Genomic DNA, 12660 nt, shown 5'->3' on the forward strand with positions numbered 1-12660 from the left:
ACCATGGCCGCGGCCCCTTCACATATTGTGATCTTGCTCGCGAATCGTGCTGGGACGATAAATCGACTCGAGTCCCGCGGCAACGGGGCACGCCGCCCGATTCGCCCGCCTCGCGCGGATCGCGCGGCCGGCATGCATGCGTTGTGCCCAGCTCGCCGCCACGTAATCCGACCAGCCGCACGTCCTACGATCCGATCGGCACCGCCGCGCCATCCGGGTCACCCCCGGCGCGGAAATCGGGTCGGCCCCGGTCGCCGGGGCGCCGTACACTGGGCGGAGCGAAAAGCGTGGATGGGGACGAGTAGCGGCGTAAGCAGCCCAGAGCGACCCGGGGACGGTGTGAGCCCGGGGGCGAGCGCGACGTGAAGATCACCCCGGAGCCGCCGGAAGAACGCCCCAGCACGGAGCCAGGGGCCGGTAGAACCGGCATCGCGACCCCAATGAGGGGGCTCGTCGGAGCGTACGGCGCACCGGGGAGCCAAGGAGGGTGGTACCGCGGGAGCGCGCCGCACACGGCGTGGACAGCTCAAAGGCTCTCGTCCCTCCGACGGAAGGCAGCACATCCGCCGGAGGAAGCTCGTTGAATACGCAGCCGCAGTACCGCCAGGTGCCCGCGCAGGTCGACCTGCCCGCCCTCGAGCACACCGTGCTCGACTTCTGGCGCGAGCAGAAGATCTTCGCCAAGAGCCTGGAGCAGTCCGAGGGGCGCCCCGAATGGGTGTTCTATGAAGGCCCGCCGACCGCCAACGGCATGCCAGGCGCCCACCACATCGAGGCACGCGTCTTCAAGGACGTCTTCCCCCGCTTCCGCACCATGCGCGGCTACCACGTGGCCCGCAAGGCCGGCTGGGACTGCCACGGCCTCCCGGTGGAGCTGGCGGTCGAGAAGGAGCTCGGCTTCAGCGGCAAGAAGGACATCGAGGCGTACGGCATCGCCGAGTTCAACGACAAGTGCCGCGAGTCCGTGCTCCGCCACACCGACGCGTTCTCCGAGCTGACCACCCGCATGGGCTACTGGGTCGACCTCGACGAGGCGTACGTCACCATGGAGCCCGAGTACATCGAGTCCGTCTGGTGGTCGCTGAAGGAGATCTTCAACAAGGGCCTGCTGGTCCAGGACCACCGGGTCGCCCCCTGGTGCCCGCGCTGCGGCACGGGCCTGTCGGACCACGAGCTGGCCCAGGGCTACGAGACGGTCGTCGACCCCTCCGTCTACGTCCGCTTCCCGCTCACCTCCGGTCCGCTCGCCGGCCAGGCCTCGCTCCTGGTGTGGACGACGACCCCGTGGACGCTGGTGTCCAACACGGCGGTCGCCGCGCACCCCGACGTGACGTATGTGGTCGCGACGAACGGCGAGGAGAAGCTCGTCGTCGCCGCACCGCTCGTCGGCAAGGCGCTCGGCGAGGGCTGGGAGACCACGGGCGAGACCTTCACCGGCGCCGAGATGGAGCGCTGGACGTACCAACGCCCCTTCGAGCTCGTGGAGTTCACGGAGCCGGCGCACTACGTGGTCAACGCCGAGTACGTCACCACCGAGGACGGCACGGGCCTGGTCCACCAGTCCCCCGCCTTCGGTGAGGACGACCTGAAGGTCTGCCGGTCCTACGGCCTGCCGGTGGTCAACCCCGTCCGCCCGGACGGCACGTTCGAGGAGGACGTCCCGCTGGTCGGCGGCGTCTTCTTCAAGAAGGCGGACGAGAAGCTCACCGAGGACCTCGGCGACCGCGGCCTGCTGTTCAGGCACGTGCCGTACGAGCACAGCTACCCGCACTGCTGGCGCTGCCACACCGCGCTGCTGTACTACGCGCAGCCGTCCTGGTACATCCGCACCACCGCGATCAAGGACCGGCTGCTCGAGGAGAACGAGAAGACCAACTGGTTCCCTTCGAGCGTCAAGCACGGCCGGTACGGCGACTGGCTGAACAACAACATCGACTGGGCGCTGTCCCGCAACCGCTACTGGGGCACCCCGCTGCCCATCTGGCGCTGCGAGGACGGCCACCTCACCTGTGTCGGCTCCCGCGCGGAGCTGACCGGACTGACCGGCACCGACCAGTCGGAGCTCGACCCGCACCGCCCGTTCATCGACGACGTCACCTTCCCGTGCCCGCAGTGCGAGAAGACGGCCACGCGCGTGCCCGAGGTCATCGACGCCTGGTACGACTCGGGTTCGATGCCGTTCGCGCAGTGGGGCTACCCGTACAAGAACAAGGAGCTGTTCGAGAGCCGGTACCCGGCGCAGTTCATCTCCGAGGCGATCGACCAGACCCGCGGCTGGTTCTACACGCTGATGGCGGTCGGCACCCTGGTCTTCGACAAGTCGTCGTACGAGAACGTCGTGTGCCTCGGTCACATCCTCGCCGAGGACGGCCGGAAGATGTCCAAGCACCTGGGCAACATCCTCCAGCCGATCCCGCTCATGGACCAGCACGGCGCTGACGCGGTGCGCTGGTTCATGGCGGCCGGCGGCTCGCCGTGGGCGGCCCGCCGGGTGGGCCACGGCACCATCCAGGAGGTCGTCCGCAAGACGCTGCTGACCTACTGGAACACGGTCGCCTTCCAGGCCCTGTACGCCCGTACGTCCGCCTGGGCGCCCACCGGGGCCGACCCGGCCCCGGCCGACCGCCCGCTGCTCGACCGCTGGCTGCTCAGTGAGCTGCACGCGCTGACCGACCAGGTCACGCAGGCCCTGGAGGCGTACGACACCCAGCGCGCCGGCAAGCTGCTGTCGGCGTTCGTCGACGACCTGTCGAACTGGTACGTCCGCCGCTCGCGCCGCCGGTTCTGGCAGGGCGACAAGGCCGCGCTGCGCACGCTGCACGAGGTGCTGGAGACGGTGACCAGGCTGATGGCGCCGATCACCCCGTTCATCACCGAGCGGGTCTGGCAGGACCTGGTCGTGCCGGTGACCCCGGGCGCCCCGGAGTCGGTGCACCTGGCCACCTGGCCGGAGGCGGACCTGCCGGCGACCGACCCGGAGCTGTCGAAGCAGATGGTGCTGGTGCGCCGCCTGGTGGAGCTGGGCCGTGCCACGCGCGCGGAGTCGGGCGTCAAGACCCGCCAGCCGCTGTCCCGGGCGCTGGTCGCGGCGGCCGGCTTCGAGTCCCTGGACCGGGAGCTGCACACGCAGATCACGGAGGAGCTCAACGTCTCCTCCCTGGCGTCGCTGAGCGAGGTCGGCGGGTCCCTGGTGGACACCACCGCCAAGGCCAACTTCCGTGCGCTGGGCAAGCGGTTCGGCAAGCGGGTGCAGGACGTCGCCAAGGCCATCGCGGGCGCGGACGCGGCGGCGCTGTCGCTGGCGCTGCGCGAGGGCACGGCGTCGGTGGAGGTCGACGGCGAGACGGTGACGCTCGCGCCGGACGAGGTCATCATCACCGAGACCCCGCGCGAGGGCTGGTCGGTGGCGTCCGACTCCGGCGCCACGGTCGCCCTGGACCTGGAGATCACGGAGGAACTGCGCCGTGCGGGCCTGGCCCGGGACGCGATCCGGCTGATCCAGGAGGCCCGCAAGAACAGCGGCCTCGACGTGGCCGACCGGATCGCGCTGCGCTGGACCGCGACGGACCCGGCGACCATCGCCGCCCTGAGCGAGCACGCGTCGCTGATCGCCGAGGAGGTCCTGGCGACGGACTTCGCCCAGGGCGAGGCGGACACCGCCTATGGCGACGCCTTCACCGACGAGGGCCTGTCCCTGGTCTTCCGCCTCCGCAAGGCATGACCCACCGGGGGACGACGCCCGCGGGCGCCCGTCCCCCGTCCCGGCGGGGAGCCCGCCCGGCCACGAACCGGCGGGCTCCCCGCACGGCTTGACCGGGCGCAGCCCCTGGGTGGAACAGCGGGCGCGCGGCCCCGGCACACGAGAACGGCCCCGGAGGGATGTCCCTCCGGGGCCGTTCTCTCAGGCTGCCGACGCCTAGTCACCAGAAACCCTTCAGGGTTCCCTCAGTTGTCGTCCTCGTCGATCAGGAAGCCGCGCATGGGCGAGGGCGCCTGACCCATCGGGGCCGGGCCCTGCGGACGCACCGGGGCCATCGGCTGGGTCATCGCCGGGGCCATCTGCTGCTGACCGCCGTAGGACGGACCGGACGGGCCGGGTGCACCGCCCATCGGCTGGCCGCCGCCGTACGACGGGGCGCTCGCGCCGGCCGGGGCCATGGAGGGCGCCGGGGACGGCGGGAGGGACGGGGCCGCAGGCGTGCGCGGCGGGGCGAGGGAGTCGTCGGCCTGGGTCTCCAGCTGACGCAGCTGCGACTCCAGGTACGACTTCAGGCGCGTGCGGTACTCGCGCTCGAAGCCGCGCAGGTCCTCGACCTTGCGCTCCAGCGTGGCGCGGGCGGACTCCAGGGAGCCCATCGCGACGCGGTGCTTCTCCTGCGCGTCCCGCTCCAGGGCGTCGGCCTTGGCACGGGCGTCACGCTCCAGACCCTCGGCACGCGAACGCGCCTCGCCGACGATCTTGTTGGCCTCGGACCGGGCCTCGGCGATCGCCTGGTCGGCGGTCTGCTGGGCCAGCGACAGGACGCGCGCGGCGCTGTCGCCACCGGGACCCTGACCCATCGGACCGGGGCCGCCCATGGGACCGGGACCCTGACCCATCGGACCGGGACCCTGACCCATCGGACCGGGGCCGCCGCCCATCGGGCCGGGACCCATCTGGCCCTGCATCTGACCCGGCATCTGGCCCTGCATCTGACCCGGCATCTGACCCTGCATCGGTCCCTGGCCCATCGGACCCTGGCCCATCGGACCCTGGCCCATCGGTCCAGGACCCATCTGGCCGGGGCCGGGGCCGGGACCCTGAGGGCCCTGGCCGCCCGGGCCGGCGGGCAGCTGCGGGGCGCCGCTGGGCAGCTGGGGCGGACCACCCATGGGGCCGCCCATCTGCTGCTGCGGCGGGCCCGATATCCCGGCGGGCACCGGAGCGCCCGGCCCTCGCATGCCCTGCTGCTGAGGATGCGGTGGTTGCTGGTCCTCCGGAGGCTTGCGCATGTTCTGCTGATTCTGGGCAGCAGCGCGCGTGGCCGCGGCCAGTTTGGCGCGCAGGTCCTCGTTCTCACGGAGTAGTCGGGTCAGCTCGGCTTCGACCTCGTCGAGGAAGGCATCGACCTCGTCCTCGTCATAGCCTTCTCGGAGGCGGACGGTCGTGAACTGCTTGTTCCGCACGTCCTCGGGGGTCAACGGCATCTCTTCACCTCAACGTAGTCATCGGCAGTCGGCAAGACCGTATCGTCCACAGTCACCTCGCGAGGTTCCCCACGACGGAGATCAGGATGTAGACGATGATCATCAGTACGAAGAAGGACAGGTCGAGCGCCACGCCCCCGAGACGCAGCGGCGGGATGAACCGCCGCAGAAGCTTCAGCGGTGGATCGGTGACAGTGTAGGTGGCCTCCAGAACGACCACCATCGCCTTGCCGGGTTGCCATGAGCGGGCGAACTGGAACACATAGTCCATGACCAGCCGAAAGATCAGCACGATGAGGAACACCATCAGCGCGATGTAAAGAACCTCCATGGCCACACGCATGATCGGTGCTTCCCTCTCCCCTGTTCCGTGCCAGTTCTACGGTGGTGCGTCTCAGCTCTGGTTGAAGAACCCGCCCTCTGCGATGCGGGCCTTGTCCTCCGCCGTGACATCGACGTTAGCAGGCGACAACAGGAACACCTTCTGCGTCACCCGCTCGATACTGCCGTGAAGACCAAACACCAAACCGGCGGCAAAGTCGACAAGTCGCTTCGCGTCTGTGTCATCCATCTCAGTCAGATTCATGATCACCGGGGTGCCCTCACGGAAGTGTTCCCCGATGGTACGGGCCTCGTTGTAGGTCCGGGGGTGAAGTGTGGTGATCCGGTACGGCTCTCGTTCCGACACGACCTTGGGCATGATCACCGGTGCGTTCTTCTCCAGGCTTGCGCGGTCTTGTGTGATGGACGCCACGGGCGCGATGCGCGCCGGACGCCCGGATTCCGCCGGGAGCGAAGCGGAATGCGACACCGGTTCGCGGGGCGTCGGAGGCTGCACCACTCGCACCGGTTCATCCCTTTGGGGCTGATGCACCCCATGCGACTGGTGCGGTGGGTCGTGCCGTCGGCGGTCCCGCTCGGGTTCCGGGTCCAGCTCGGGTTCGAAGTCGTCATCGGGGTCGAATCCCCGGCCGTCGTACCCATCGTCCTCCACGAGGCCGAGGTAGACCGCCATCTTGCGCATCGCGCCGGCCATGCTCTGAGTCCTCCGCTCTGTGGTGGATCCGCTGACGACCGCCAAGTGCCCGCGATCCACGAGGTCGTTGCGCCCCGTTGGGCGATATTGACCATATTTTCTGCTGTGGTCCGACTTCTTGGCGACGTTACCCGAGCCTGGGGCGGACTCCGAGTACCGCGCTTCCGACGCGCACATGTGTCGCACCGGCGGCCACGGCCTGCTCGAGGTCCCCACTCATCCCTGCCGAGACCATGGTGGCAGCCGGATGGGCCGAGCGCAGGTCGGTCGACAAATCCACGAGGCGCTCGAACGCGGCCTGTTGCCGGCCGGCGTACTCCCCGGTCAGCGGGGCGACGGTCATCAGCCCGTCGAGCCGGAGCGCTTCGGAGCGGGCGACGAGGTCGGCCAACTCTTCGATTCCGCCGGGCCCGACGCCTCCCCGCTCCCCGCGTCCGCTCTCCCCCGCGTCCAGCGCCACCTGGATGAGACAGCCGACCTCGCGCTCCGCCCGCACGGCCTCCCTGGAGAGCGCGGTGATGAGCCGGGAACGGTCGATCGACTGTACGACGTCGGCGTAACCAACCACGGATCGCACTTTATTGGTCTGAAGTTGACCAACAAAATGCCACGTCAGGGGCAAATCAGCACAGTCGGCGGCCTTGGGCGCCGCCTCCTGGTCCCGGTTCTCGGCGGTGTGGCGCACACCGAGTTCCGACAGGATCCGCACATCCGAGGCCGGGTACGTCTTGGTGACCACAATGAGGGTCACCTCTTCCCGCGCCCGGCCCGCGGCCGCGCACGCGGCGGCGATACGCCGCTCCACCTTCGCCAGGTTCGCGGCGAGTTCGTTCCTACGGTCCGTCATGCCCCATCAGTCCAGCCAGACATAGCCCGCGAGCCGACCGGTGGTGCGGTCGCGGCGGTACGAGAAGTGATCACTCGATTCCCGCGTGCACACCGGCGACTGCTCCCGGTCGTGCACCCCGAGGCGCTCGAGTTGCGCGTGCACGCCGGCGCTCACGTCGACGGCCGGTGTACCCCAACTCGTCTCGGAGTGCGCCGCCGGCTCGACGGCGGCCACCTCGGCGCGCATCGACTCCGGCACCTCGTAGCACCGGCCGCACACGGCGGGTCCGGTGCGGGCGGTGATGCGGTCGGGCCGGGCGCCGAGCGACTCCATCGCGTCGACCGCGGCCGGGACGACCCCCTTGACCATGCCGGGCCGCCCGGCGTGGACGGCGGCGACCACACCGGCGACCGGGTCGGCGAGCAGTACCGGAACGCAGTCGGCGGTGAGCACGGCGAGGGCGAGCCCGCGGGTCGCGGTCACCAGGCCGTCGACCGGCGGGATGAATCGCGTGGTCCACGGCCCGTCGACCTCGGCGACGTCGTTGCCGTGCACCTGGTTCATCCAGACCACCCGGTCCGGGTCGAGTCCGAGGGACTTGGCGGCCAGTTCGCGGTTGGCGCGTACCGCGCCGGGGTCGTCGCCGACCGCGCCGCCGAGATTGAGCTCCTCGAACGGAACGGCGCTCACCCCGCCCCACCGGTCGGTGAAGGCGAAGTGCGCGCCGCTCACGGTGTCGTGCCGACCTATCACTTGAGGAAGTCCGGTACGTCCAGCTCCTCCGCCGCGCTGTCGGAGTAGCTGCGCGGCGACGGCGTGATGGGCGGGGTCACGGGCTGCAGGTCCTGCACCGGCTCGGGGGCCACGGGCTCCGGCTCCTCCTTCGGCGTCACGCTGCCGAGCGAGCCGAAGGTCGGGCGGCTCTCGGGCTGGCGCACCGGGGCCGTCTCCTCGCGGCGGGCCGGGGGCGGGGTGGAGGACGAGCCGAGGACGTTGTCCCGCCGGGCCGGAGGCTGCCCGCCGTCGAAGCCGGCCGCGATCACGGTGACCCGGACCTCGTCGCCGAGGGCGTCGTCGATGACCGCGCCGAAGATGATGTTGGCCTCGGGGTGCGCCGCCTCGCTGACCAGCTGGGCGGCCTCGTTGATCTCGAACAGACCGAGGTCCGAACCGCCGGAGATGGACAGGAGCACGCCCCGGGCGCCGTCGATGGAGGCCTCGAGGAGCGGGGAGGAGATCGCCATCTCGGCCGCGGCCACCGCGCGGTCGTCACCGCGGGCCGAGCCGATGCCCATGAGCGCCGAGCCGGCCTCGGACATGACCGACTTGACGTCGGCGAAGTCGAGGTTGATCAGGCCGGGGGTGGTGATCAGGTCGGTGATGCCCTGCACACCGGACAGCAGTACCTGGTCCGCGGACTTGAACGCGTCGAGCACACTGACCTGGCGGTCCGAGATGGACAGCAGCCGGTCGTTGGGGATGACGATGAGGGTGTCCACCTCTTCGCGGAGCTCGGCGATACCGTCCTCGGCCTGGTTCGCCCGGCGCCGCCCCTCGAAGGTGAACGGGCGCGTGACCACGCCGATGGTGAGGGCACCCAGCGAGCGCGCGATGTTGGCCACGACGGGCGCGCCGCCGGTACCGGTGCCGCCGCCCTCACCGGCCGTCACGAAGACCATGTCGGCCCCCTTGAGGACCTCCTCGATCTCCTCACGGTGGTCCTCGGCGGCCTTGCGGCCGACGGCCGGGTTGGCCCCGGCGCCGAGTCCGCGCGTCAGTTCGCGGCCGACATCGAGCTTGACGTCGGCGTCGCTCATCAACAGCGCCTGCGCGTCGGTGTTGATGGCGATGAACTCGACGCCCTTGAGACCGACCTCGATCATCCGGTTGATGGCATTGACACCACCGCCGCCGACACCGATGACTTTGATGACTGCGAGGTAGTTCTGCGGTGCTGCCACGTCGAAGGCCTCTCGCCTCGAGTTACGTGTCGCCGCCTCGCGGTCCTGCCGCGATCCGACGACTGATGCCGAATGGGACGGTCCGAACGCCGACCCGAACCCTAACCCTGAAGTTTAGGGTTACCAGTGTGTCTGTTCCCTGAAGTCTTCGGAACAGGACACTAAGTCGACAAGTGGCGCCCGTTCAACGAACACGCCGAACCTCCCGTTTTTCTTTTCACCCTATGTGATCAGCCATAGCGGCGCTCAACCAGGGTGTTGGCCTGCGCTGATGTGCGTCAACTCCCCGATGACGCCGGGGCGGTGGGGACCCTGACGTCGAAGTGCCGTGCGCCGGGCGCCGCTTTCATCAGCGCGGTCAGGGTGCGGGCCTTCAGCCGGCCGTTCTCCCCGCTGCCCCAGGCGACGGTGCGGCCGCCCGTCAACTCCAGCGAGATGTCGTCGTAGGTACGGACCTTGACGACCCGGGTCTCACGGGCGACCGCGGCGGGAATCCGCCCGGCGACCACGACGGCCTCGCGCACCAGCCGGGCCTCGCCGAAGCGCCGCAGGCTCGCGGCGGCCGTACTCGAGCGGGAAAGCGACAATTCCAGCAGGGGCACGCCTTTCGGTGCCTGTGAAACCGTGGCGAACCGGACACCCTTCGCGTCCACTTCGACGAACTTTCCGCCCTTTTCCTCCACCATGACCGGAGTGCGCTCGACGACTTTCAACGCGATTCCGTGCGGCCATGAACGCACCACGTCAACCGAGTCAATTCGGGGCAATTCACGGCGCAGCCGGGTCTCGACCGCATCGGTGTCGACGGAAATCAGCTGCGTTCCGAGCCGTACGCCGGCGGTCGCGCGCACCTGGGTGGGCGTCAGAACCGTGGTACCGGAGACGGATACGTGCTCCACGCGCGTCCACTGCGAGCCGTACAGCACCCACAGGGAGCCGGCGCCCAGGCAGATCAGGGCCAGCGAAAGGATGACGATCGTACGAGGGCTCATCCGTCTCAGCCGGTGGACCAGAGGCGGGCCGGACGACGACTCCTGCTGACGTTCACCGCGCTCCGCGGTCGCCGGTCCGGCCACGCTCTCAAGCCCTTTCGTGCATACGGTCCTAACGGTGCGAGGCGATGGCCTCGTACACCATGCCGACGAGCAGGTCGTCGGCGTCCCGGCGGCCGAACTCCCCGGCGGCGCGGGACATCTGGTACAGCCGGTGCGGATCGGCGAGCACGGGCAGGACGTTCTGCTGCACCCACTCGGGGGTGAGTTCCGCGTCGTCGACCAGCAGTCCGCCGCCGGCCTTGACCACCGGCTGGGCGTTCAGCCGCTGTTCGCCGTTGCCGATGGGCAGCGGGACATAGGCGGCCGGAAGCCCGACGGCGGAGAGTTCGGCGACGGTCATCGCGCCGGCGCGGCAGAGCATCATGTCGGCCGCGGCGTACGCGAGGTCCATCCGGTCAAGGTAACTTACCGGGATGTAGGGCGGCATTCCCGGCATCTGCTGTACCTGGGGCAGTTCGTTCTTCGGGCCGACCACGTGCAGGATCTGGATGCCCGCCTGCTGCATCCAGGGCGCGACCTGCTGGACCACCTCGTTGAGCCGGCGGGCGCCCTGGGAGCCGCCGGAGACCAGCAGCGTGGGCAGGTTCGGGTCGAGCCCGAACGCCGCACGGGCCTCGGGGCGCACGGCCGCCCGGTCCAGGGTGGCGATGGCGCGGCGCAGCGGGATACCGATGTAACGCGCGCCGCGCAGCTTGCTGTCGGGCGTGGAGACGGCGACCTGCGCGGCGTACCGCGAACCGATCTTGTTGGCCAGGCCCGGGCGGGCGTTGGCCTCGTGGATGACGATGGGCACACCGAGCCGCTTGGCGGCCAGGTAGCCGGGCAGGGCGACGTAGCCGCCGAATCCGACCACGGCGTCCGCCTTGGTGCGCTCCAGGACCTGCTCGGCCGCCTTGATCGTGCCGCGCAGCCGGCCCGGGACGGTGATCAGCTCGGGGGTGGGCTTGCGCGGCAGCGGCACCGCCGGGATGAGCGCGAGCTCGTAGCCCCGCTCGGGGACGAGCCGGGTCTCCAGGCCGCGCTCCGTGCCCAGGGCCGTGATCCCCACGGTCGGGTCCTGCCTGCGCAGGGCGTCCGCGAGGGCGAGCGCGGGCTCGATGTGGCCCGCGGTACCTCCGCCGGCGAGTACGACATGCACCGAAATTCACCGCTCTCCGGACGGACGCGCCGCCGAGGCACGCCGTCGCATCGTGTTCCATCTCCGAGGCTCGCGACCGGATCCGCGGTCGGATCTCCGGCCGGGCGCGGAGCCTCCTGCCCGCTTTCTACCAAAGCGAGGTTGCCGCATGGCAAGCGCCGCCCGCGCAGCGGGCTCTTCACGCGCGAAGGCGATCAGCAGCCCGATGGCGAACATGGTCGGCAGCAGGGCGGATCCTCCGTAGGAGAACAGCGGGAGCGGGACGCCGGCGATCGGCAGCAGACCGAGCACCGCACCGATGTTGATCACTGCCTGCGCGGTGATCCAGGTGGTCACGCCTCCCGCGGCGTACCTCACGAAGGGGTCCTCCGTGCGTCCGGCCACGCGGATGCCCGCATAGCCTAGAGCGGCGAACAGGGCGAGCACCGACAGCGTCCCCCCGAGGCCCAGTTCCTCGCCGGTGACGGCGAAGATGAAGTCGGTGTGAGCTTCGGGGAGTTGACCCCATTTTTCCACGCTTGCACCGAGTCCGGAACCGAACAGTCCGCCGGAGGCCAGGGCGTAGATGCCGTGCACCGCCTGCCAGCACTTGTCCGCGTCGCTGGAGCCGACGCAGGCGAACCGGCCGAGGCGGTTGGGGCTCGTCTGGATCAGCAGGAAGCCGATCACGCCGGCGAACGACAGCACCCCCACGAAGAGCCGGGTGGGCGCCCCCGCCAGCCACAGCAGGCCGAACAGGATGGCGGTGAGGATGATCGCGGTCCCCATGTCGCCGCCGAGCATGATCAGCCCGAGCAGCATGAAGGCGACCGGGACGAGCGGCACCAGCATGTGCTTCCACTGGGCCAGCAGCCGCTTGTCCTGTTTGCGCGCGATCAGGTCGGCGCCCCACAGGACCAGCGCCAGCTTGCCGATCTCGCTGGGCTGGATCTGGAAGGAGCCTCCGAGCGAGATCCAGTTCTGGTTGCCGTTGACCGCCATCCCTATCCCCGGCACCTGCACCAGCGCCATCAGGGCCACCGCGCCCGCCAGGATCGGGTAGGCCAGCGCCCGGTGCAGCCTGACCGGCATCCGGGCGGCGAGCAACAGCAGCCCGGCGCCGATCGCGGCCGCGAGCAGCTGCTTGCGGAAGAAGTAGGAGCCCGGCAGTGCCTTCTGCAGCGCGGTGATCTGGGAGGCCGAGTAGACCATCACCAGACCCAGCACGGTGAGCAGCAGACTGGCGCCGAGGATCAGGTAGTAGGCGGTCAGCGGCCGGTCCCAGGCCCGGCGCGCGCGATCGATCAGGCTCCCCGAGGGACGCCGGCCGGGGGTCCGGCCGGCCGTCGGGCGCTTGACGGTCCGCTGCACGGGCGGGCGACCGGTACGGCTGCTGCCGGGGCTACCGGGCATCGGGTCCTCCGCTGTACGTCGGCCGCGCAAGTCCGGCTCGGCTCACGGGTCCCACGCCTCCC

General features: G+C 70.1%; 10 protein-coding genes. 1 reads left to right on the plus strand and 9 read right to left on the minus strand.

The window, feature by feature from the left end:
- Window positions 1-580: 580 nt before the first annotated feature.
- On the plus strand, window positions 581-3721 hold the full coding sequence (gene ileS / locus ACIQMV_RS03010; protein WP_402590675.1) for an isoleucine--tRNA ligase: 3141 nt from the start codon (window positions 581-583) through the stop codon (window positions 3719-3721).
- A gap of 224 nt (window positions 3722-3945) precedes the next feature.
- On the opposite strand, the gene ACIQMV_RS03015 is transcribed toward ileS, so the two are convergent.
- The 9 genes from ACIQMV_RS03015 to ftsW all read right to left on the minus strand — a co-directional run bounded on the left by ACIQMV_RS03015 (window position 3946) and on the right by ftsW (window position 12598).
- Window positions 3946-5187, minus strand: coding sequence for a DivIVA domain-containing protein (locus ACIQMV_RS03015; RefSeq protein ID WP_402590677.1), 1242 nt, complete (start codon window positions 5185-5187; stop codon window positions 3946-3948).
- 52 nt (window positions 5188-5239) lie between these two features.
- Window positions 5240-5530: a YggT family protein gene (locus ACIQMV_RS03020; RefSeq protein ID WP_141361753.1), complete on the minus strand. Its 291-nt coding sequence runs from the start codon at window positions 5528-5530 to the stop codon at window positions 5240-5242.
- Between the two features lie 51 nt (window positions 5531-5581).
- Window positions 5582-6223 (minus strand): cell division protein SepF, encoded by a 642-nt coding sequence (locus ACIQMV_RS03025; RefSeq protein WP_141361751.1) that lies wholly within the window; start codon window positions 6221-6223, stop codon window positions 5582-5584.
- A 127-nt stretch (window positions 6224-6350) separates the two neighbouring features.
- Window positions 6351-7070, minus strand: coding sequence for a YggS family pyridoxal phosphate-dependent enzyme (locus ACIQMV_RS03030; RefSeq protein ID WP_141361749.1), 720 nt, complete (start codon window positions 7068-7070; stop codon window positions 6351-6353).
- Between the two features lie 6 nt (window positions 7071-7076).
- On the minus strand, window positions 7077-7805 hold the full coding sequence (gene pgeF, locus ACIQMV_RS03035; RefSeq protein ID WP_402590680.1) for a peptidoglycan editing factor PgeF: 729 nt from the start codon (window positions 7803-7805) through the stop codon (window positions 7077-7079).
- Window positions 7802-9013 (minus strand): cell division protein FtsZ, encoded by a 1212-nt coding sequence (gene ftsZ, locus ACIQMV_RS03040; protein ID WP_401771694.1) that lies wholly within the window; start codon window positions 9011-9013, stop codon window positions 7802-7804. The genes pgeF and ftsZ overlap by 4 nt, the downstream gene beginning before the upstream one ends.
- A gap of 278 nt (window positions 9014-9291) precedes the next feature.
- A complete protein-coding gene (locus ACIQMV_RS03045; protein ID WP_401771691.1) occupies window positions 9292-10089 on the minus strand; it encodes a cell division protein FtsQ/DivIB in 798 nt (265 codons plus the stop codon).
- 28 nt (window positions 10090-10117) lie between these two features.
- Window positions 10118-11206, minus strand: a complete 1089-nt coding sequence (gene murG / locus ACIQMV_RS03050; RefSeq protein WP_141361741.1) for an undecaprenyldiphospho-muramoylpentapeptide beta-N-acetylglucosaminyltransferase — start codon at window positions 11204-11206, stop codon at window positions 10118-10120.
- Window positions 11207-11212: 6 nt separating this feature from the next.
- On the minus strand, window positions 11213-12598 hold the full coding sequence (gene ftsW, locus ACIQMV_RS03055) for a putative lipid II flippase FtsW (protein WP_402590683.1): 1386 nt from the start codon (window positions 12596-12598) through the stop codon (window positions 11213-11215).
- Window positions 12599-12660 lie beyond the last annotated feature (62 nt).

The organism is Streptomyces sp. NPDC091412 (assembly GCF_044756885.1).
Lineage (GTDB): Bacteria > Actinomycetota > Actinomycetes > Streptomycetales > Streptomycetaceae > Streptomyces.